The organism is Pseudomonas sp. FP2196 (assembly GCF_030687715.1).
Classification (GTDB): Bacteria; Pseudomonadota; Gammaproteobacteria; order Pseudomonadales; family Pseudomonadaceae; genus Aquipseudomonas.
On record NZ_CP117445.1, the window covers coordinates 187,856 to 210,138 of the forward strand.

17 protein-coding genes and 1 tRNA gene are annotated in these 22,283 nt (G+C 60.3%); 14 read left to right on the forward strand and 4 right to left on the reverse strand.

Annotated features, from left to right (window positions below):
• Positions 1-164 precede the first annotated feature (164 nt).
• The 4 genes from pgaA to pgaD are packed head-to-tail and all read left to right on the forward strand — an operon-like array spanning position 165 to position 6,542.
• Positions 165-2,645, forward strand: a complete 2,481-nt coding sequence (gene pgaA, locus PSH79_RS00820) for a poly-beta-1,6 N-acetyl-D-glucosamine export porin PgaA (protein ID WP_305440768.1) — start codon at positions 165-167, stop codon at positions 2,643-2,645.
• 12 nt (positions 2,646-2,657) lie between these two features.
• Positions 2,658-4,655, forward strand: a complete 1,998-nt coding sequence (gene pgaB / locus PSH79_RS00825; protein WP_305440769.1) for a poly-beta-1,6-N-acetyl-D-glucosamine N-deacetylase PgaB — start codon at positions 2,658-2,660, stop codon at positions 4,653-4,655.
• 1 nt (position 4,656) lies between these two features.
• On the forward strand, positions 4,657-6,012 hold the full coding sequence (gene pgaC / locus PSH79_RS00830) for a poly-beta-1,6-N-acetyl-D-glucosamine synthase (protein WP_305440770.1): 1,356 nt from the start codon (positions 4,657-4,659) through the stop codon (positions 6,010-6,012).
• Complete coding sequence (gene pgaD / locus PSH79_RS00835) at positions 6,009-6,542, forward strand: poly-beta-1,6-N-acetyl-D-glucosamine biosynthesis protein PgaD (protein WP_305440771.1); 534 nt, start codon at positions 6,009-6,011, stop codon at positions 6,540-6,542. The genes pgaC and pgaD overlap by 4 nt, the downstream gene beginning before the upstream one ends.
• Positions 6,543-6,641: 99 nt before the next feature.
• On the opposite strand, the gene PSH79_RS00840 is transcribed toward pgaD, so the two are convergent.
• Positions 6,642-8,165, reverse strand: a complete 1,524-nt coding sequence (locus PSH79_RS00840) for an FAD-dependent oxidoreductase (protein ID WP_305440772.1) — start codon at positions 8,163-8,165, stop codon at positions 6,642-6,644.
• Positions 8,166-8,304: 139 nt separating this feature from the next.
• Here PSH79_RS00840 and PSH79_RS00845 point away from each other — a divergent pair, with 139 nt between their 5' ends.
• The 6 genes from PSH79_RS00845 to PSH79_RS00870 all read left to right on the forward strand — a co-directional run bounded on the left by PSH79_RS00845 (position 8,305) and on the right by PSH79_RS00870 (position 12,544).
• Positions 8,305-8,865, forward strand: a complete 561-nt coding sequence (locus PSH79_RS00845; protein ID WP_305440773.1) for a YbhB/YbcL family Raf kinase inhibitor-like protein — start codon at positions 8,305-8,307, stop codon at positions 8,863-8,865.
• 87 nt (positions 8,866-8,952) lie between these two features.
• Positions 8,953-10,632: a VWA domain-containing protein gene (locus PSH79_RS00850; RefSeq protein WP_305440774.1), complete on the forward strand. Its 1,680-nt coding sequence runs from the start codon at positions 8,953-8,955 to the stop codon at positions 10,630-10,632.
• 29 nt (positions 10,633-10,661) lie between these two features.
• Positions 10,662-11,243: an RNA polymerase sigma factor gene (locus PSH79_RS00855; RefSeq protein WP_305443834.1), complete on the forward strand. Its 582-nt coding sequence runs from the start codon at positions 10,662-10,664 to the stop codon at positions 11,241-11,243.
• The gene (locus PSH79_RS00860) at positions 11,240-11,809 is read left to right on the forward strand and encodes a hypothetical protein (protein ID WP_305440776.1); all 570 of its coding nucleotides are present in this window, start codon (positions 11,240-11,242) and stop codon (positions 11,807-11,809) included. The genes PSH79_RS00855 and PSH79_RS00860 overlap by 4 nt, the downstream gene beginning before the upstream one ends.
• 21 nt (positions 11,810-11,830) lie before the next feature.
• Positions 11,831-12,103 carry a hypothetical protein gene (locus PSH79_RS00865; RefSeq protein WP_305440777.1) on the forward strand — a complete coding sequence of 91 codons (273 nt, stop codon included), beginning with the start codon at positions 11,831-11,833 and terminating at the stop codon, positions 12,101-12,103.
• Between the two features lie 141 nt (positions 12,104-12,244).
• Complete coding sequence (locus PSH79_RS00870) at positions 12,245-12,544, forward strand: type II toxin-antitoxin system Phd/YefM family antitoxin (protein WP_305440778.1); 300 nt, start codon at positions 12,245-12,247, stop codon at positions 12,542-12,544.
• Between the two features lie 244 nt (positions 12,545-12,788).
• On the opposite strand, the gene PSH79_RS00875 is transcribed toward PSH79_RS00870, so the two are convergent.
• A tRNA-Arg gene (locus PSH79_RS00875) sits at positions 12,789-12,865 on the reverse strand.
• Positions 12,866-13,309: 444 nt separating this feature from the next.
• Between PSH79_RS00875 and gabD the strand changes: the two genes are divergently transcribed.
• The 3 genes from gabD (at position 13,310) to PSH79_RS00890 (ending at position 17,559) form a co-directional block, all read left to right on the forward strand.
• Entirely contained in the window at positions 13,310-14,752 is a 1,443-nt protein-coding gene (gene gabD / locus PSH79_RS00880) for an NADP-dependent succinate-semialdehyde dehydrogenase (RefSeq protein ID WP_093440380.1), read from the forward strand.
• A gap of 186 nt (positions 14,753-14,938) precedes the next feature.
• Entirely contained in the window at positions 14,939-16,216 is a 1,278-nt protein-coding gene (gabT, locus tag PSH79_RS00885; RefSeq protein ID WP_100846627.1) for a 4-aminobutyrate--2-oxoglutarate transaminase, read from the forward strand.
• A gap of 131 nt (positions 16,217-16,347) precedes the next feature.
• Positions 16,348-17,559, forward strand: a complete 1,212-nt coding sequence (locus PSH79_RS00890; RefSeq protein ID WP_305440780.1) for a response regulator — start codon at positions 16,348-16,350, stop codon at positions 17,557-17,559.
• Positions 17,560-17,610: 51 nt separating this feature from the next.
• Here PSH79_RS00890 and PSH79_RS00895 read toward each other — a convergent pair whose 3' ends face one another.
• Both PSH79_RS00895 and desA read right to left on the reverse strand, forming a co-directional pair.
• A complete protein-coding gene (locus PSH79_RS00895; RefSeq protein ID WP_305440781.1) occupies positions 17,611-18,600 on the reverse strand; it encodes a sensor domain-containing diguanylate cyclase in 990 nt (329 codons plus the stop codon).
• A 236-nt stretch (positions 18,601-18,836) separates the two neighbouring features.
• On the reverse strand, positions 18,837-20,021 hold the full coding sequence (gene desA, locus PSH79_RS00900) for a delta-9 fatty acid desaturase DesA (protein ID WP_305440782.1): 1,185 nt from the start codon (positions 20,019-20,021) through the stop codon (positions 18,837-18,839).
• 146 nt (positions 20,022-20,167) lie between these two features.
• Here desA and dibA point away from each other — a divergent pair, with 146 nt between their 5' ends.
• Complete coding sequence (gene dibA, locus PSH79_RS00905) at positions 20,168-22,087, forward strand: phosphodiesterase DibA (protein ID WP_305440783.1); 1,920 nt, start codon at positions 20,168-20,170, stop codon at positions 22,085-22,087.
• The last annotated feature ends 196 nt before the right edge of the window (positions 22,088-22,283 follow it).

Genomic DNA, 22,283 nt, shown 5'->3' on the forward strand with positions numbered 1-22,283 from the left:
GTTAGCCGCCGTCCGATTCTGAACAATTATTGCGTTCTGAATTTCGGTCTACGCTTGCATGCAAACTGCCTGACTAAGCTGGGCTGAGCGTTCTTGGCTCGGCCCCGTTACGAATGGGCAAGGAGGGCATTGCGACCCGGCTGGCCATGTAAGGATGCTGACGAATGCCGCGTATTGATGTTCCTGTATTGCATCGTGGTTTACGCCCTTTGTTTCGAGTCGCGCTGTGCAGCCAATTGCTCTGGCCGGCCTTGGCGTTTGCCGACACACCCTACGATCAGATGGTGCGGGATGCTCGTGCCGGGCAAACCACGCCTGCGCTGACTGTGCTGCGCCAGGTGCCCGCGGGTCAGGCGACCACCGGGCAGATCAGTGATCACCTGCAAATCGCCAGTTGGGCCGGGCTCGACGCCGAAGTGGTGCAGGTCTATGAAACCCAGGGCCGTGACCGCGTGCTGCCGATTCAGGCGCTGACCGCCACCGCTCGCGCTTATCGCAACCTCAAGCGTTGGGATCAGGCGATCCAGGTTTACAACAAGGCCTTGGCGCTGGAGCCGGAGAATGCAGACCTGCAACTGGGTCTGGCCCTGACTCAGGCTGATGCCGGCAAGCCCGACGAAGCAGTCACTCGGGCCAAAGCGCTGGTGGCGGCCAAACCCGATGATCCTTCCCGGCGTCTGGCGCTCGGCTACGCGCTGACCCGCGCCGGCAAGCAATACGACGCGCTGTTTGAATACGATCAGGCCTTCATCCGCGCTGGCAGCAAACCTGAAGTCGCCCGCGAATACGTGGTCGCGCTGCAAAAGGCGCGTCTGCCGGAGCCGGCGCTGCGACTGGCCCATCAGCGTCCGGGCCTGATCGATCCAGTGACCCTGCGCCGCCTCGAAGGCGACCTGGCCGCCGAGCGCGTGCGCCTCGCCGAACTCGCCACCCGCAGCGAAAAAGAACGCTATGTGATCGCCGACCGCGCGCTGGCCGATTACGACAAATTGCTCGCGACCTGGACACCCGACGCCACTGCTCACGATGACGTGATCCGCTGGCGCATCGACCGCATGGGCGCGCTCAAGGCGCGGGCGCGCACCGCCGACGTCATCAGCGAATACCAGAAGCTGCAAGCCGAAGGCGTGAAGATCCCGACCTACGCCCTGCGTTGGGTAGCGGCGTCGTATCTCGATCAGCGTCAGCCGGAAATCGCTACCGAACTCTATCGCCAAGTGCTGGCGGCACCGGACGCGGATGTCGGTGATCGCCTCGAAGACACAACCGCCTTGTACTACTCGCTGCTGGAAAGCGACCGCGCCGACGAAGCGCGCAAAGTCGCCGAGGATGCAGCCAAGTCCCAGCGCCCACGCATCGAACTCAAGGGCTTGCCGATCGGCAACCCCAACGATGAGTGGATGGATGCCCAACAACTCGCGGCGCAGGCCGGCACCTACGGTTCCGACCTGCCCCACGGCGAGGAGCGCTTGCAGACGCTGGTCGAACAGGCGCCGGGCAACACCGGCCTGCGTCTGGCACAGGCCGATCTGTACCTGGCTCGCAACTGGCCGCGCCGCGCCGAGATGCAGCTCAAGGAAACCGAGAGCATGGTGCCGCGCGACATGGGCCTGGAAATCGCTCAGGCGCGCGCCGCCATGGAGTTGCAGGAATGGCGGCAGATGGATGCGCTGACCGACGACGTGGTCGCTCGCTATCCGGACAACCGTCAGGTGCAACGTCTGGCCCGCGAGCGTGAAGTCCATGACATGTCCGAATTGCGCGTCGAAGCCTACGGCGGCAAGGCCAATGGCGGTGGCAGCGGTGATGCTGGCGCGGTCAGTGGCAGTCGCGACTTCGGCATTCAGACTACGTTGTACAGCCCGCCGATTGATGAAGACTGGCGCGTATTTGCCGGCGCGGGATATGCCACCGGGGACTTCGCCGAAGGCACCGGCCATCACCGTTTTCAACGTGTCGGTCTGGAGCGTCGCACCCGCGACATGACGCTTGAAGCCGAAGTGTCAAATCACAATTACGGCTTCGGCGACAAACAGGGCGCGCGTCTGGCAATCGCCCGCGATATCAATGACCACTGGCAGTACGGCGGCAGCCTCGAATACCTCTCCGCCGAGACGCCGTTGCGCGCGCTCAACAGCGACATCAAAGCCAGCGGCGGCAGCGGTTTTATTCGCTGGCGCGCCAATGAAAGCCGTGAGTGGCGGCTGTCGGTGAGCCCATCGCACTTCAGCGATGGCAACAACCGCGTCGAAGCCTTGCTCACCGGCCGCGAGGGCGTTTACAGCGCGCCGAACGTGCAGGTCGATGCGGGGCTTGAAGTCGGCACCAGCCACAACTCCAAATCCGATGACGTGCCGTACTTCAATCCCAAATCCGACTTCAGCGTCATGCCACTGGTCAACGTCAATCACGTGCTCTATCACCGCTACGAAACGTCCTGGAGCCAGCAGTTCCAGGCCGGTGCGGGGACGTACAGCCAGCGTGATCACGGCACTGGCGGCATGGCGTTGCTCGGTTATGGCCAACGTTACGCCTGGAACGACGTGTTCGAGGTGGGCGGTTTGCTCAGTGTGATCAACCGGCCCTACGACGGTGATCGGGAGACCGATCTGCGTCTGCTCGTCGACCTCACTTTCCGCTTCTAGAAGAGTTTGAAGATGCCTTTTATTTCGCGTTTCATCCTTCTGCTGGGAGCGCTGCTGGTCAGCGCCTGCGCCCAGCAAGCTCCGGCATTCGCACCACCCTCCGAGCGCCCGGTGGCGGCCAGCGAAAAACCGTGGCCGAAAAATCATGTGTTGGGCATCGCCTATCACGATGTCGAAGATCGCGACCCCGATCAGGCCGTGGTGGCGGTGCGCACCGAGCGCCTGATCGAGCAACTCGCCTGGCTGCGGGAAAACGGCTACAAACCGGTGACGGTCGATCAGATCATGGCCGCACGCAAGGGTGGGCCGGAACTGCCAGCGAAGGCGATTCTGCTCAGCTTCGACGACGGTTACTCAAGCTTCTACACCCGCGTGCTGCCGGTGTTGCGCGCCTACAACTGGCACGCGCTGCTGGCGCCGGTCGGCAGCTGGATCGACACGCCGCTGAACCAGCCAGTGGATTTCGCCGGTGCTCCGCGCCCGCGTTCCGACTTCCTGACCTGGGATCAGATTCGCGAAATCTCACGCTCCGGGCTGGTGGAAATCGCTGCCCACACCGACGCCAATCACAAAGGTATTTTGGCGAACCCACAGGGCAACCTGCAGCCTGCGGCGGCCACCCGACGTTATGACCCAGTGACCAAACGGTATGAATCCGAGGCTGATTTCCAGGCGCGGATCCGCACTGACGTGAACAACATTTCGGAAAAAATACGCAAAGTCACCGGTTACAAACCGCGCGTGTGGGTCTGGCCATACGGCGCGGCGGATGGTACTTCGCTGACCGTGGTGGGCGATGAAGGCTACGAAATGGCACTGACCCTCGAAGACGGTCTCGACGCCCTCGATAACCTGATGAGCAGCCCGCGCTTTCTCGTCGCCTCGGATCCCGACGGCGAGCGCTTCGCCAACAGTATCGTCGACGTGCAGTCGGATTTCGTCATGCGCGTGGTGCATGTTGATCTGGACAACGTTTACGACCCGGACCCGGCGCAGCAGGACATTAACCTCGGCAAACTGGTGCAGCGCATCGCTGACTTGGGTGCCAACACCGTGTTCCTGCAAGCCTTCGCCGATCCCAAGGGCGATGGCCTGGTGCATTCGCTGTACTTCCCCAACCGTCACTTGCCGGTGCGTGCGGATATTTTTAACCGCGTCGCCTGGCAACTACGTACCCGCGCTAACGTGAAGGTCTTCGCGTGGATGCCGGTGCTGAGTTTTGGTCTCGACTCGAAACTGCCGCGCGTGACCCGTTGGGACGCGAAAACCGGCATCACCTCGGTGGATCCGGATCAGTACCAACGCTTGTCGCCGTTCGATCCTGAAGTGCGACGGATCATCGGTGAAATCTACGAAGACGTGGCGCGCCTGACCTCGGTCAACGGCATTCTCTACCACGACGATGCGGTGCTCTCGGACTTCGAAGATGCCAGCCCGGCGGCGCTCAAGGCCTATGCGGCCAGCGGTTTGCCGGGTTCGATCGAGGCGTTGCGCGATGATCCGGCTGCCATGCAGCGTTGGACCCGATTCAAGAGCCGCTACCTGATCGACTTCACCAATGAACTGACGGCCAAGGTTCGCGCCATTCGAGGCCCGCAGGTGCTGACCGCGCGCAATATCTTCGCCGAGCCGATGCTCAATCCACACAGCGAAGAATGGTACGCACAGAACCTCGACGACTTCCTGTCGACCTACGACTGGACGGCGCCGATGGCCATGCCCCTGATGGAAAAACAGACCCAGGCAGAGTCCGGCCCGTGGCTGGAAACGCTGGTGCAAACCGTCAGCAAGCGCCCCGGCGCGTTGAACCGCACCGTGTTCGAATTGCAGGCGCGCGACTGGACCAAAAAAGATCAGGCCGACATCGATGGCAAGCAATTGGCCGACTGGATGGGACGCCTCAAGCGCCAGGGTGCGACCAGTTTCGGTTACTACCCGGACAACTTTCTCGACAACCTGCCGGACCTGAAAACCGTACGGCCTGCGCTCTCCAATAAATGGAACCCATAACATGCTGGATAGACTGTTAGCCCTGTTTGTTCTGGCGCTCGTCCTCGGCGTGCCGCTGGGACTGATTTTCCTCGTCACCGGCCAGTTCCTGATGGACTTCGTGTTCTTCTACCCGCTGTTCATGTCGGGGTTGTGGATTGCCGGTGGCCTGTATTTCTGGCTGCACTGGGAACGCCACTGGCCGTGGAAGGACGACACCCTGCCGCCGCCGTTGGCGGGTGAGCCGCTGATCTCGATCCTGATCCCTTGCTACAACGAAGGCGACAACGCTGCCGACACAATTCACGCGGCGCTGGCCCAGCACTACCCGAACATCGAAGTCATCGCGATCAACGACGGCTCCAAGGACAACACCGCCGAAGTGCTGGACAGGATCGCCAAGGAAGACCCACGTCTGCGGGTGCTGCACCTGGCGGAAAACCAGGGCAAGGCTGTGGCCCTGCGCATGGGTGCCATCGCTGCGCGCAGTGAGTATCTGGTGTGCATCGACGGTGACGCGCTGCTGGCGCCGAACACCGCGGCCTATCTGGTCGCGCCGATGCTCGATAACGCGCGATTGGGCGCGGTGACCGGCAACCCGCGGATTCGTACTCGTTCGACGTTGGTCGGGCGGGTGCAGGTCGGCGAGTTCTCATCGATCATCGGGCTGATCAAGCGTACTCAGCGAGTGTTCGGGCGGATCTTCACCGTGTCGGGCGTGATCGTCGCGTTCCGTCGCACAGCACTGCACCGGGTCGGCTACTGGAGCCCGGACATGATCACCGAAGACATCGACATCAGCTGGAAGCTGCAACTCGATCACTGGAGCATCTTCTACGAGCCGCGCGCACTGTGCTGGATCCTGATGCCGGAAACCCTCGGCGGTCTGTGGAAGCAGCGCTTGCGCTGGGCGCAGGGCGGCGCCGAGGTGCTGTTCAAAAACATTCGCGGGATCTGGCAGTACCGCCATCGTTACCTGTGGCCGCTACTGTTCGAATACTGCCTGTCGACCGGTTGGGCCTTCACCTTCCTGTTGTCGGTGATCTTCTGGGGCGTCGGCAAGTTTGTGGTCATGCCGGAAGCCATCGCGGTGGATCACCTGATGCCACCGGCGTTTACCGGGTTGTTGCTGGCGTTTGTCTGCCTGGTGCAGTTTGCCGTCAGCATCATCATTGACCGGCGCTACGAACCGGGGTTGGGCAGGACGATGTTCTGGGTGGTCTGGTACCCGATTGCATTCTGGTTCGTCAGCCTGCTGACCACGCTGGTCAGTTTCCCCAAAGTGCTGTTTGGCCAACATCAGAAGCGTGCGCGCTGGGTCAGCCCCGACCGTGGCATCAAGCCGATCGGGGACGATGAAGAGGAGGTCATCAAATGAAAATCATCCGGACTCGCCAACGGCCGTTTCTGGTCGTGATCGATGTGATCTTCACCGTTATCGCCTGGGTTGGCCTGCTGTATCTATTGGTACGGGGCTTGTGGCCGCTGATCGAAACCCGTGAGGGCGGGCCGCGGATTGATAGCTCGGCGTTCGAAGCGCTCGGCACCTTGCAGATTTATCTGTGGGTGGCGGTGGTGAACGCGGTGATCCTCATTACTTGGGCGCGCTATCAGCACCGCAAAAGCCGCAGCTTCGCCCAGCGCCGACTGCCGGCGCCGGTGGTCGACGATGAGGGGCTGAGCAAGAGTTTCAAGCTGTGCGACGACCGCTTGCAAAAGCTGCGCACCCCGGGAGTGATGACCATTCACAACGATCAGGAAGGCGACATCAGCCATGTGGTGGCGCATTTCTGGCCGGTACAGCAGGGTGAATTGCCGCCACCCCTGGCACCGCTGGAGCACCCGCGGGTGATTTTTTTGCATGCCGAAGACGACGACAATCGCGAGCCAGTTAATCGGCCTGGCTGAATTACGAAACACCCTGCAGGAGCTGCCGAAGGCCGCAATCATTTGATCTTCAGCGTCAAAAGATCGCAGCCTTCGGCAGCTCCTGCAACGGATCGTTGGTCAGACCTGGATCAATGTCCACGCCTCTTCCATCGGCAGCGGCTGCTTCATCCTTTCGGCCAGCAGCGCCATCGCACGCTCTTTCTCACATGCGAGGGCAGCGACCAGTACACCGTTTCTGCCGAACAGACCGATAAAGGGTGGATTTTCGGGTTCGCCGAGAAACTCCACTTCATCCCATTGCTCGGCATGGCCCAGATAGTCGTAGTTCTTGCCGAAGTGCCACGTCCAGAAAAACGGCACATCCAGATAATGCTCGTCGCCGCCAAGCATATTGGCCGCAGCGATTCGCGCGTGTTGCTGGGCCAGACGCCAGTGCTCAATGCGTTGTGGCTGGCCGTTGAGCGGAAACGTGGCGATATCGCCAATGGCCCACAGGCCTTCGGTCACACGCATGCCGCCGTCGACGCACAGCGACTGATCTTTCTCCCGGTGTAGCGACGCGAAAGCCTCGGTGGCCGGGTGCACGCCGACGCCGGCCAGTACCAGATCCGCCGAAATCCGCAAACCGTTGTCGAGCAACACCGCCTCGACTTTGCCGTTGCCGGTGATCTCCTTCGCCTCATGCTCGGTGATGAACTTCACGCCATTTTCTTCGTGCTGCGCGCGGATGGCTTTGCCCACGGCATCACCGAACTGGGCGGCGAAAGGGATCGTGTGGCGGGCGAGTACCGTGACGTCGAGACCCTGCTGGCGCAGGGCCGAGGCGCATTCGAGGGCGATGAAGCTGTCGCCGATGATCACCGCACGGTGATCGGGTTGGGCCGCGTGCATGATCTGTTCGGCCTGGGCTTTTGAGCGCAGGACAAACACCTGCGGCAGATCCGCGCCGGGCAACTCCAGGGAATTCGGTTCGCCGCCGGTGGCCAGCACGGCGGCGTCGTAATTCACGGTTTGGCCGTCGTGCAGGTGCAGGGTTTTGGCGGCGGCGTCGAGTGAACTGATTTCGCCTTGAATGCGCTCGATACGCTGCTCTTTATAAAAATCCTCATCGCGCAGCGGCGGGGTTTCTTCCGGTGACATTTCGCCTGCGAGGACAAATTTGCTCAGCACGGTGCGGTCGTAACCGGCGCCTGCTTCGCGGTCGATCATTTTTATGCGTCCTCCAAATCCCTTTTCCCGCAGCGCCGCTGCGCACGCAGTGCCTGCCGCACCGGCGCCGACAATCACGAACGTGCGTGAATCGTCTGCCGGTGGCGTGTGCGGATCGGCGATCGGCTGGTCATCAACCCAAACCTCTTCGCCGCGTAGCTCCAACGGATAACGCTTGAGGCTGTCGAGGGCCGGCGGGTCGCACAAGGCGCCGTCTTCAGCACGGAAAGCAGCCTTGTGCCATGGGCAGATCAGCCGACCATGACACAACGCGCCGTCCGCCAATGGCGCACCGGCATGTGGGCATTCGCCCTGAAACGCACGTAATTGGCCGGCGGCGCGCAGCACAACGATCTTCATATTGCCGATTTTGACTTCCAGGCCACGGTCTTGCGGGACATCGGCGAAACGGGCGACACGGTGCAGGGGCATGTTCGGCTTCCTCGCGGGCATTTCTCTTACGAGTTTGCGCAACAGTGCGAGGTTCAGCCATTTGCCACTGCCACGGCACGAACGGTACAGCTATAGTTTGCAGGCCGACGACGGCCCCACTGCACAAGGTGCTCCCGGAATGACCCGATTGACCTCTCTCAACCCTTGGCTGGCGGCCGTTGCCGTCGCCCTTTGCGTGCAGTTTCCGGCGCAGGCCCAAGAGCGCTTCACCCTCAGCATCCCTGGTGTGTCTGATAACCGTCTGTTCACTTCGGCAGCGGCCAGCGATGCGGCTGGTTGCGGCGGCAAGAATCAGTCGCCGGCCCTGAGCTGGAACGCCGGCCCAACCGGCACCCAAAGCTACGCAATCGTCATGCACGATCCCGACGGTCAGAAAGGCCTGGGCGTCGATCACTGGATTCACTACGGCATCAAAGCCACGACTCACCAGATCGCGGCCGGTGTCGGCGCCAAATCTGCCTTCGAAGGCGTTGGCGGCACCAACAGCAAGGGCAACACCCACTACATGGGGCCGTGCCCACCGGTGGGTGACAGCGCGCACCACTACATCATCCAGATCTACGCACTGGATCTGGCCCCGGATGCACTGCCGGCCGGTCTGACCCGCGCCGAGCTGATGGAAAAAATCAAAGGCCATGTGCTGCGCAACAGCAGTGCGGTGCGGCGTTATCACCGCTGAAAATTTTTTCAGTCGCGTTTAACCCGAACTGAAAGGGCTGCCCGTCTCAGTGGATGAATGATCAATTTCATCCCGAGGTCAGCCCCCATGTCCCGTTCCCTGCCTTTTCTGCGACCTGTTGCGGTCGGCGTGCTGTTGGCCATCGCCGGTTGCGGTGTTTCGTCCAACCCGGAATCCGCAGCCGCGCCGGCTCAGCCTGAGGCGATGGTGCAGCACGAAGCTGTGCTGGCCGATAGTGCGATGGCCAAGCGCAGTGTTCGCCCGGCACCGATCGCCAGTTTCGCTGCGATGCCCGCGCGGGAAAGTTATCCACAGGGCTATCGCGACGAGCAGCGTGAGCAGTATCAGAAGTTGGCGGATAACCCCATCCACAGCGTCGCCGAAACCCCGGTCTCGACCTTCAGCGCCGATGTCGACACCGGCGCCTACGCCAACGTCCGCCGCCTGCTCAATCAGGGACGCCTGCCGCCGGAAGGCGCAGTGCGACTGGAGGAAATGGTCAATTACTTTCCCTACGACTACGCATTGCCCAGCGACGGCTCGCCGTTTGGCGTGACCACCGAACTGGCGGCTTCACCGTGGAACCCGCACACCCGATTGCTGCGCATCGGTATCAAGACCTCCGACCGCGCCGTGGCCGAACTGGCACCGGCCAATCTGGTGTTTCTGGTGGACGTGTCCGGCTCGATGGATCGCCGCGAAGGTCTGCCGATGGTCAAGAGCACACTGAAACTGCTGGTCGATCAGTTGCGTGATGACGATCGCGTGTCGCTGGTGGTGTATGCCGGTGAATCCCGCGTGGTGCTTGAGCCGACTTCCGGACGGGAAAAAGCCAAGATTCGTACCGCCATCGAGCAACTGACCGCAGGCGGCTCGACCGCTGGCGCATCGGGTATCGAACTGGCTTATCAAATGGCACAACAGGCGTTTATCCCCAAAGGCATCAACCGTATCCTGCTGGCCACTGACGGCGACTTCAACGTCGGCATCAGCGACTTCGACAGCCTTGAACAAATGGCTGTGGATAAACGTAAAACCGGTATTTCGCTGACCACCCTGGGTTTTGGTGTGGATAACTACAATGAACACTTGATGGAACAACTGGCCGACGCCGGTGATGGCAACTACGCCTACATCGACAACCTGCGCGAGGCGCGCAAAGTGCTGGTGGATCAGCTCGGCTCGACCCTTGCCGTCGTGGCGAAAAACGTCAAATTGCAGGTGGAATTCAACCCGACGCAGGTCAGTGAATATCGCCTGCTCGGCTACGAAAACCGTGCGCTCAAGCGTGAGGACTTCAGCAATGACAAAGTCGATGCCGGCGAAATCGGCGCAGGACACACGGTGACTGCGCTGTATGAAATTGTTCCGGCAGGCGAGAAGGGCTGGCTGGAACCGCTGCGCTACGGCAAATCGAGTGCGACTCTTGCCGAAAAGAACGGGGAATTGGCAATGCTGCGTGTGCGATATCAAAAGCCTGAGGGTGGGAAAAGTCTGCTGATCGAGCGGCCGATTGCCAATCAGGTCGCACCGGCCAGCGACGACCTGCGCTTTGCCGCCGCCGTCGCTGCGTTTTCCCAGCAACTCAAGGATGGCCGCTACACCGGCGACTTCCGCTTGAAAGACACCGAAGCGCTGGCTCGTGGTGCCCGTGGCGATGATCGTTTCGGTCTGCGTAACGAGTTTGTGCAACTGGTCGAACTGGCGCAGAGCCTGCGCACTTCAACCGCATCGAATGCGCTGCCCACTGAGCGATGGATTGAATAGTGAGTCGTCTGAAAGGCTTCATCAGTCAGCTGTTTGCTTCGCCGGACAACCCTACCGCCAACAGCGATGAATCGCTGTTGGCGCGTTATCGCGAGGGCGACGGCGCGGCGTTCGAGATCTTGTATGCCCGTCATCGTCAGGGCCTTTATCGATTTCTGCTCGGCTTGAGCGGCAAACCAGAACTGGCCGACGAAGTCTTTCAGGACACCTGGCTGAGCCTGATCCGCAGCGCCAGTCAGCCACAAGGCCGGGCGACATTTCGTACCTGGTTGTTCCAGATTGCCCGCAATCGCCTGATCGATCACTGGCGCAAGCACGGCGCCCATCAACCGTTGCACGACAGCTACGACGAACAGGCTCACGCGGTCAGCGATGAGGCGAGTGACCCTGAACAACTGCTGAGCCTCAGTCGCGACAGCCAGCGTTTGGAAACCGCCCTGCAAACCCTGCCCGCCGACCAGCGCGAAGTGTTCCTGCTGCGCGCTCACGGCGACCTCGACCTGGCGCAAATCGCCAGTCTCACCGATACACCCGTGGAAACCGTCAAAAGCCGCTTGCGCTACGCCCAGCACAAACTGCGTCGGCTGCTGGCCGAGGAGGTACTGACATGACTGACGCCCGCCAGACACCTGAATATCCTGTGATCAAACATGTTCGCGAACAGCACAACGCTGAACCGCCCGCGCACCTCGACGCGTTCATCCTCAAGGCTGCCCACCGCGAAGTCCCGGCACCGAAGCCAGGCCTGTGGCAACGCTGGCTCGACGCCTGCCGCAAACCGCGTTGGCAAGTGGCGTTCGCCAGCCTCGTCGGCGTCGCACTGATGCTTTCGCTGGTGCAACGCGCCCCCGAACCGCAGCCCCAATTCGACTTCGCCCCGGCCGCCAAACCCGCCGCACCGATGGCTCGCAAGCAAGCGCCTGAAGCATTGTCCGCCCCCGCGCCGATGGCTGAAATGGCTGCGCCGATGCAAAGCGAAGCGTTCAGTGCCGACGAAGCCAAAACCAGCAAACGCGCCGCCGCCCCGGCCAACGGCCTCGACGAACAACTGCGCGAAGTTCTGCGCCTGCGCGAATCCGGCCAATCAAAAGCGGCCGACACCCTGTTCAAGAACCTGCACAAACGCTACCCGAACGCCAACCTCGACGCCCGACTGGAAAAAATCCAGAAGAACTGACCGCCCTGTTCGCCCAGCCATTTGGCATTGCCCCGCAAAAACGCGCACTATCAGGTCATAGCTGAAGCGCTGGAGAACACCGTGGCACCAAAAATCGACCGCATCGCCCAACTCCTCAATTGCCCGCAAAAGGGTGAGGACATGCGGCGCGCGATTACTGAAGCGCGTAAGGAGTTTCTGCTGAGTCAGCAGGAAGAGGATGTGCTTGAGGAAGAGGATGTTTTTGAAGAGGAGGTTGGGGAGGAGGAAGAAGAGGATGAGGATTACGATGAGTTTGATTGGACGACGGAGTGAAGCTGTTTGAGGAATTCCCTTTAAAAAATCATTTCCTCCCCCTGAAGTTTCCAGCTGCCATTGTCCATTTATCTGTTCGTTGACCCTCCGTGCTGAAAAGGGGCGCTATAAGGTACTATTTTTCGTACTTTTTGAGGCGTCATGGAGCACCTGCTGGGTAGTCGTTCAGTAAGCATTACTGAACTGAAGCGCAGCCCCAGCACTGTGATCGAGCTGGCGGGTTCGGAGCCCATTGCCGTTCTCAACCATAATCGCCCAGCAGCCTATCTCTTGGCCCATGCGACTTATCAGGAGTTGCTGGATCGCTTGCGAGCGGCGGAATTGCGCGAGGCAATCGCTGCAAGTCGCAACCATCCTCGTCCGTCGGTCGAAGCCGACACCGTTTTTGCTGAGATTGATGCGCTTATAGATGACATCGAAGCTGAGCCAAATCGCTTATGACGCGGTTGCTATTTTCCGCAATGGCTCGAGAGGATCTGCAACAGATCGCCCACGGTCGCCACTTGATTTCTTACTCACTTGTTGAGAGAGATGTTCAGATAGAGAGGGTTCTGCATAGCGCGCGCGACATCGCTCGAGTACTCGATCCCCACACCCCGGATCGCTAGCCAGATCAGGCTGAAAAACAGCCGCCCACAAAAAAGCCCCGGACCATCACAGTCCGGGGCTTTCTCGTTTAAATCAATGGTGCACCAGGCGGGATTCGAACCCACGACCCCTGCCTTCGGAGGGCAGTACTCTATCCAGCTGAGCTACTGGTGCAGCGGGCGACATCATACCTAGGTCGGCTCGGGGCGTCCATGCTGGGTTTTGGGGCGTATTGTCAGTGCGCGTGTCGGGATAAATCCGCTGCATTCCATAAAGCGGTAACGTCCTGCAAAACCCTCGCTTGGCGCTTTTGCGGGGCTGTTCTATGGTTTTCCTGCGGCCGGGGCTTTTTGCTCGTTGATCTGAAAATTTCCACAAATACGCCGTTTTTGTTCTTTTTTTCGAACGCCCTATTGTCCTTTAACCCCTTTGCTCCTACGATCCGTTTGAGATTTCAAACGCTCTTTGATTGGGTGTTGAAGCGCAGGTGTTTCGAGTCGTGCACTGTCTTATGCGCCTCACCCGGTCACTGATTTCCCTGACGGCAGCCTTGCGAGGCGCCTTTCTACAATCATAATTTGCTCCGCGCAGGCCGCGGTGCTGTTAAGGAAAGCCGACATGCAGCTTAAAGACACCCTGTTGTTTCGCCAGCAAGCCTTTATTGATGGCGCTTGGGTCGATGCGGACAACGGTCAGACGATCAAGGTCAACAACCCGGCCACTGGCGAGATCCTCGGCACCGTGCCGAAGATGGGCGCTGCTGAAACCCGCCGTGCCATCGAAGCCGCTGACAAAGCGCTGCCGGCCTGGCGTGCACTGACCGCCAAAGAGCGTGCCGGCAAGCTGCGTCGCTGGTTTGAACTGATGATCGAAAACCAGGACGACCTCGCTCGCCTGATGACCCTCGAGCAGGGCAAGCCGCTGGCTGAAGCCAAGGGCGAAATCGTTTACGCCGCTTCGTTCATCGAGTGGTTCGCCGAAGAAGCCAAGCGCATCTACGGTGACGTGATTCCGGGCCACCAGCCGGACAAGCGCCTGATCGTGATCAAGCAGCCAATCGGCGTGACCGCGGCCATTACCCCGTGGAACTTCCCGGCCGCGATGATCACCCGTAAGGCCGGCCCGGCGCTGGCTGCCGGTTGCACCATGGTGCTCAAGCCTGCTTCGCAAACGCCATTTTCCGCATTCGCGCTGGCTGAACTGGCCCAGCGTGCCGGCATTCCTGCCGGTGTATTCAGCGTTGTTTCCGGCAGCGCCGGCGACATCGGCAGCGAGCTGACCAGCAACCCGATCGTGCGCAAGCTGTCCTTCACCGGCTCGACCGAAATCGGCCGTCAACTGATGTCGGAATGCGCCAAGGACATCAAGAAAGTCTCGCTGGAACTGGGCGGCAACGCGCCGTTCATCGTGTTCGACGACGCGGATCTGGATAAGGCCGTCGAGGGCGCAATCATTTCCAAGTACCGCAACAACGGCCAGACCTGTGTCTGCGCCAACCGTCTGTACATTCAGGATTCGGTCTACGACGCGTTCGCCGAGAAGCTGAAAGTGGCAGTGGCGAAACTGAAGATCGGCAACGGTCTGGAAGACGGCACCACCACTGGCCCGCTGATCGACGAAAAAGCCGTGGCCAAGGTGCAAGAACACATTGCTGACGCCGTGGCCAAAGGCGCCACCGTGCTGGCCGGTGGCAAGCCGATGGAAGGCAACTTCTTCGAGCCGACCATCCTGACCAACGTGCCGAAAAACGCAGCCGTGGCCAAGGAAGAAACCTTCGGTCCGCTGGCGCCGCTGTTCCGTTTCAAAGACGAAGCCGAAGTGATCGCGATGTCCAACGACACCGAGTTCGGTCTGGCCTCTTACTTCTACGCTCGTGACCTGGGCCGTGTGTTCCGTGTGGCGGAAGCCCTGGAATACGGCATGGTCGGCGTCAACACCGGGCTGATCTCCAACGAAGTCGCGCCGTTCGGCGGCATCAAGGCGTCGGGCCTGGGCCGTGAAGGCTCCAAGTACGGCATCGAAGATTACCTGGAAATCAAATACCTCTGCCTGGGCATCTAAGCCGGGAAAAGGGATCGCTGCAAACGCAAAGGGCACGAGAGCGCTGTCCCTTTGCGTCGTTTCAAACCGGAATTTTCTCTGCGGCCGGGAACGCCGTGGCAGTCGATCATCGCATGCTGCCACCGTCGCTTCCTCCCGCTTAATCCTTGAACCACGCCGCCCGATGAGCGGCGAATGAGGACTGTAATGAGCAAGACTAACGCTGAACTGATGGCCCGCCGTACCGCAGCTGTTCCACGTGGTGTTGGCCAGATTCACCCGATCTTCGCCGAGTCCGCGAAGAACGCGACCGTGACTGACGTTGAAGGTCGTGAATTCATCGACTTCGCTGGCGGTATCGCTGTACTGAACACCGGCCACGTACACCCGAAAATCATCGCTGCCGTGACCGAACAGCTGAACAAGCTGACCCACACCTGCTTCCAGGTACTGGCTTACGAGCCGTACGTTGAGCTGTGCGAAAAAATCAACGCCAAGGTGCCAGGTAACTTCGACAAGAAAACCCTGCTGGTCACCACCGGTTCCGAAGCCGTGGAAAACGCCGTGAAAATCGCCCGTGCCGCCACTGGCCGTGCCGGCGTGATCGCGTTCACCGGCGCTTACCATGGTCGCACCATGATGACCCTGGGCCTGACCGGTAAAGTCGTGCCATACTCGGCCGGCATGGGCCTGATGCCAGGCGGCATCTTCCGCGCGCTGTACCCGAACGAACTGCACGGCGTGAGCATCGACGATTCGATCGCTTCCATCGAACGCATCTTCAAGAACGACGCCGAGCCGAAAGACATCGCCGCGATCATCATCGAGCCTGTGCAGGGCGAAGGTGGTTTCTACGTCGCGCCAAAAGAGTTCATGAAGCGTCTGCGTGCCCTGTGCGACCAGCACGGCATCCTGTTGATCGCTGACGAAGTACAGACCGGCGCTGGCCGTACCGGCACTTTCTTCGCGATGGAACAGATGGGCGTTGCTGCCGACCTGACCACCTTCGCCAAATCCATCGCTGGCGGCTTCCCGCTGGCCGGTGTCTGCGGCAAGGCTGAATACATGGACGCCATTGCGCCAGGCGGCCTGGGCGGCACTTATGCCGGTAGCCCGATCGCTTGCGCCGCGGCCTTGGCCGTGATGGAAGTGTTCGAAGAAGAAAAACTGCTGGATCGCTGCAAGGCTGTCGGCGAGCGTCTGGTCACTGGCCTCAAAGCCATCCAGGCCAAGTACCCGGTGATCGGCGAAGTCCGTGCTCTGGGCGCAATGATCGCCGTCGAGCTGTTCGAAAACGGCGACAGCCACAAGCCGAACGCTGCCGCTGTAGCGTCCGTCGTGGCCAAGGCTCGCGACAAGGGCCTGATCCTGCTGTCCTGCGGCACTTACGGCAACGTTCTGCGCGTACTCGTACCGCTGACTTCGCCGGACGAGCAACTGGACAAAGGTCTGGCGATCATCGAAGAGTGCTTCTCGGAGCTGTAATCCCGGGGCCTGCGTGATCAGTTCGACAAAAAACCCGCTCCGGCGGGTTTTTTTACGCCCCTTAAACCCATTTGCACTGTATCGAATGGCCAGCATTGGCTAAGGTTCAGGCATTGCAAGGGAGAGCGCGCATGACTGCCGTTGTTTTACCCGCCGTACCGCGAGTGCTGATTGCCGAGGCCGACCCATGGTCTCGTGACCTGCTCAAACAAGTGTTGCTGAACGTGCGTTGCGACGCTCGAGTGGATTTGTGTGCCGATGGCCAGCAGGCATTGGACATGCTGCGTGACGTGCCCTATGACCTGGCCATTGTTGATTGGGAATTGCCCGGCACCGATGGGCTGAACGTGCTGCGTAGCGTGCGTCAGCGCAAACGCAATCCGCCGCTGCCGTTCATTCTGATGAGCAGCCGCACCGACAGCGCCAGCGTGCGCGAAGCCCTGCCGCTCGCGCCGACCGCCTACCTCGCCAAGCCATTGAACATGGAAAGCCTGACCGAGCGTTTGCAGGGTCTACTGCTTAATGCCGGTGAAGAAGTGTTTTGTGAAGTGCCGACATTGGCACCTGGCATGACCTTGTCGGTGTTCCTTGAGCGACGCCGCGAGCAGGCTGACGGCGCGCCATTGATGACCGATGTGCAGGTGGCGGTCAAACGCAGCCTCAATCCCGGCGGGCTGGATCTGAAGCTGCTGGAAGATGAGATAAAAACTGATCCGCAGATCACCGCCGTGTTGATCGCCGCCGCCAACAGTGCCGCGCAACACCATGGCACGGCGGTGCAGACGCTCGCGCAGGCGCTGCATCGGCTTGGCACTGGGCAGAGCATGAATCTGATTCTTGGTCTGGCGCTCAAGCGCAGCGCCAAGCTCAGTGATCCGTGTCTGGCGGATTACGCCGAGCGCTATTGGGGGTTGTCGCTGCACACCGCTGAGTACGCGCGCACCTTGGCGCGTCTGCTCGATCTGGATCAGGAGCGCTGCTATTGCGCAGGCATGTTGCATCGTCTGGGTGATCTGGCATTGCTGCGTTGCTTGCAGGAGTGGAAGCAGGCCGGTGGTGAGCTGGATGAATGGGAAGAGGTCGGCGACGCGCTGGCCGAATTCGGTGCGGCCTATGGTTCGGCGCTACGCACTCGCTGGCGGCTGCCGCTGGAACTGCGCGAGTTGATTGCCTCGGTCTACCAGCTCGGCGGCGGCGTGTATTCCCGTGAGGCGCTAGTGATGAACATGGCGGCGCAAATGGCTCGCCTGACTGAGCATGAGGGCGTTGAGGAGCTGGCGAAGAGTCGCACGGCGCGGTTGCTGAAGATCGGCTTGCCGGAGCTGATGCGGATGCGCAAGTAACCTGACTTACGCAAACCCCTACAATGGATCTCTGTGCGGCTGAGACACGGCTCAGGCAGAAATAATCCGGTTTTTACCCTGGCGTTTGGCCTCATACATCGCCGCATCCGCGCGGGCGAACAGGCTGTCGAGGCTTTCGTCCTCTGCCGTGAGACTGGTCAGACCCTGGCTCACGGTGATGCCAAAGGTCTGGCCTTCATGGTTGAAGCTCAAACGCTGAATCTGCTGTTGCAGGCGCTCGGCGACTTGCATGGCCATGTCTGGCGCGCAACCGGGGAACACCGCCGCAAACTCTTCGCCGCCAATCCGCCCGAACAGATCACCCCGGCGTAACGACCCACGGCCGCACTCGGCGATCTGTTGCAGCACGTTGTCGCCCTGCGGATGACCGTAACTGTCGTTGATCACTTTGAAGTCATCGATATCCAGCAGCAGAAAGGCTAGCTGGGCGCCTTGCAGGCGTGCCTGTTCGAATTCGCGGTGGGCGCATTCGAAGAAGTGTCGGCGGTTGCTGCTTTGAGTCAGCACATCGGTGGTGGCCAGGCGTTGCAGTTCGGTTTCCATCTGCTTCTTGTCGGTGATGTCCTCGGCGATGCCGACGATAATCACCGGTTGCCCGGGTTCGTCCTGACGATTGATAAAGCATTTGTCGCTGAGCCAGCGCACCTGGCCGTCGGCGGCGATGATGCGGTATTCGCGATCTTCCACCGCACCTTTGCGCAGCACTTCGGCGAGGCTGCGTTCGGCGTAGTCCAGATCGTCCGGGTAGATGCTGTCGCGCCACTGGTTATGGTCGGCCAGCAGAAGGCCTGCGGATCGTCCGAAAATCCTTTCATAGGCCGGGCTGACGTACAGCACCTGACGGGTTTCCCAATTGAACGCCCAGAGCACAGCGTTGACGCTGACCAAAAGCGAGCTGAACAGTTGTTCGCGCTCACTGAGGCGGGCGACTTCACCTTGGGCGTGCATCAGCGCCATCAAGGTTTGCGCGGCCTCGGGCCACTGCGGGAGGGATGAGTCTTTTTGGTTGTTATTGACCATCGGCACAGATCTCAGAGAGCGTGCCGTGTCGACAACAACGGCCACGCCTAAACCCGCCGGAATGGCGAAGTCTTTGAGATAGGGGATTTTCGGCGAAGTTCCCAACGCTAGTGGCGTTCTGCTGGGCGGTAAGGAAGACGCGTTCCCTCAATGAAAACGCGTCGTCTGGTTTTGCGACTGCTGCGCAGCCGATCGGAGATAAATCCCCTCACCACAGGGGATCCCCTTGTTACCCGTCAGGCTGTGGCTGGGCGCAGCGAGTAGGTTTTCAACTGGTCGGCAAATTCGCGCAGGGACTGGATGCCACTGGCTTCGGCCTCGTGAATCCATTCCTTGATGGCGGCGAGCATGTCGTGGCCATTTGCGCTGGTCTTGACCCAGATCTGCTGCAGGGCCAAGCGTTTTTCGTAAATTACCTTCAACGACTGGCTGTGCTCGAGCATGTTCTGGATGCGTGCGTGATGACGATCTTCCAACAGGCTGGTTTCCCGCGACAACAGGCGTTTGGCCCGGTGGAACTGGTGACGCACCGAATGATCGACCTTGGCCAGTTCCTGCTTGACCAGCGGGCCGATGACCAACTTGCGGTATTGGGCCATGATCTGGAAGCGGTTGTTGAGAATCGCCATGGCGGTGTCCATGTCCAGATTGCCCTTGCCTTCGACGCGATGGGCAATTGGCGCTACACGTTGAACCTTGGCCAGACGCAGGAAACTGAAGACTTTGATCCACGCCCAGCCGAGGTCAAACTCCCACTTCTTCACCGACAGTTTCGCCGAGTTAGGGTAGGTGTGATGGTTGTTGTGCAGTTCTTCGCCGCCGATCAGGATGCCCCACGGCACCAGATTGGTCGCCGCGTCACGGCATTCGAAATTGCGGTAACCGATGGCATGGCCCAGACCATTGACCACGCCGGCAGCCCATACCGGGATCCACATCATCTGGATCGCCCAGATGGTGATGCCGATGGTGCCGAACAGCAGCAGGTCGATAACGCCCATGATCGCCACGCCCAGCAGCGGATAGCGGCTGTAGACGTTGCGTTCGATCCAGTCTTCCGGGCAATTCTTGCCGTAGATGCGCAGGGTTTCCGGGTTTTCGGCCTCGGCGCGATACAGTTCGGCGCCTTTGCGCAGAACGGTGGACAAACCCTTGATGACCGGACTGTGCGGGTCGTCTTCGGTTTCGCATTTGGCATGGTGTTTACGGTGGATGGCGGTCCACTCGCGGGTGTTCTGTGCCGTGGTCAGCCACAGCCAGAAGCGGAAAAAGTGTTTCAGGCCAGCATTCAGCTCCAGTGAGCGATGGGCCGAGTAACGGTGCAGATAGACCGTGACGGCGACAATTGTCACGTGGGTCATCAGCAGGGTGACTGCGACCAGTGACCAGGCCGACAAGCCAAGAAAACCTTCGTACCACATAGGCTATAGGGCCCTCGATAAAGATAAAAACAGCCGTTGCATTATCACCAAGCACACAGATAAAACCAGTCGCCCTTTCAGATAAGAGTCGCTGAATGTTTCTTGACCTATAATTCCAACCTTTTTGTAAGGACATGGACGGCCGAATGTCTGCCACTTATCGCGATGCCTTGCGTGCAGCGCTGCTCTATCTCGTACTTGCGGTGGTCTGGCTGCAAGGTGCTGGTTATTTATTAAACAGTTTCTTCGATAACTCCGTCGATCTGGTGCGATGGCAACTGATCAACGGTTATGTCTTCGCGGCGTTCAGCGCCGGGCTGATCTTTCTGGCGCGGGCGCGGTTGTGCGAGTTTCTCGGCATCGGTGCGCGATTACGGGAGCGTCACGCTGATCGCGAACGCTTGCGTCAAGCGGCTGCGGTGTTCGACTGCACCCGCGAAGGCGTGCTGGTCACTGATCTTCAGGGCCTGATCGTCCACGTCAACCGCGCGTTCATCGAGATCACCGGTTATCAGCGCGACGAAGTCCTTGGCCAGCAACCCAGTTTGTTCAAGTCAGGCCACCATCCGCCGGGTTTCTATCAGGCGATGTTTGCCACGCTGGAATCTCAAGGCGAGTGGAGCGGCGAGATCTGGAACCGCCGCAAAAGTGGCGAAATCTATCCACAGTGGCAAACCATCCGCGTCATCCACGATGACCAGCGCCGGGTCAGCCATTACGTGGCGGTGTTTTCCGACATCAGTGCGATCAAGCATTCCGAGCACGAACTCAAGCACCTCGCTCACCACGATCCGCTGACCGACCTGCCCAATCGCCTGTTGTTCAGCGACCGCGCCGAGCAGGCGCTGGCTTCGGCGCAGACCCACAAACGCGGTTGCGCGTTGCTGCTGCTCGATCTGGATCACTTCAAGATGATCAACGACAGCCTCGGGCATAACGTCGGCGACCGCTTGCTCAAAGCTGTGGCGGCGCGTTTGCAGGCGCTGTTCGGCCCCGGCATCACGCTGGCACGACTCGGCGGCGACGAATTCGCGGTGCTGGCGGAAAGTTGTCCACAACCCGGGCAGGCCGCGGCGCTGGCCCAGCGCATTCTCGACGCGCTCAAGGAGCCGTTCTGCATCGACGGCGACGAACTGTTCATCAACGCCAGCATCGGCATCAGCCTGTTTCCCAGTGATGCGCTGAGTGCCGATCAGCTGTTGCGCAATGCCGATGCGGCGGTGTTCAAGGCCAAGGGCAGCGGGCGCAACGGTTACGCGTTGTACACCGAAGAACTCACCGCCCATGCCCAACAGCGGGTTGAGATTGCCTTCGAATTGCGCCGAGCGCTGGAGCAACAGGAACTGCGGGTTTTCTACCAACCGGTGCACGACCTCAACACAGATCGCCTCATCGGTGTTGAAGCGTTGGTGCGCTGGCAGCATCCACAGCGCGGTCTGGTGTCGCCGGCGGAGTTTATTCCGATTGCCGAGCGGACCGGGTTGATCGCCGAAATCGACGCCTGGGTGATGCAGCAGGCTTGCCGACAAATGTGCCAATGGCAGCAGGCCGGGAGGGTACTGGCGTTTGTCGCGGTGAATATATCGTCGCGGCTTTTCGCCCGGCGCGAGCTGTATCAGCAGGTGGCGCAGGTGCTGCGCGATACCGGGCTGGATCCGGCCTATCTGGAGTTGGAAGTCACCGAAAGCGCGGTGATGGACGATCCGGAAGTGGCGCTGGAGCAGATGCATCGCTTGCGTGAGTTGGGCATTCGCCTGGCCATTGATGATTTTGGCACTGGCTATTCGTCGCTGCTGCGGCTCAAGCGTTTGCCGGTGCAGAAGCTGAAGATCGATCAGGGTTTCGTCGCCGGGTTGCCGGGGGACGAGGATGACGTAGCTATTGTCCGGGTGATCATCGCGCTGGCGCGCAGCATGGGCATGCAGGTGCATGCCGAGGGGATCGAGCAGGCTGAGCAGGCGGCATTTCTGTTGGCGCAGGAATGCGATCTGGGGCAGGGCTACTGGTTTGGGCGGCCGGTGTCTGCGGATCGGCTTGATTGGGCGAAAACGCCATTGATTGGCTGAATAGGCCCTATATGGCTATCACCGATCCTGTGGCGAGGGGATTTATCCCCGTTGGACTGCGTAGCAGGCCCATTTTTTGGGGTCGCTTCGCGACCCAAGGGGATAAATCCCCTCGCCACAAGTTCTCTTAACGATTTCAAATCAGCGCAAACCCTTGCCCTCTCTCATAATGTTTTCTAGTTATATAAACATTCTT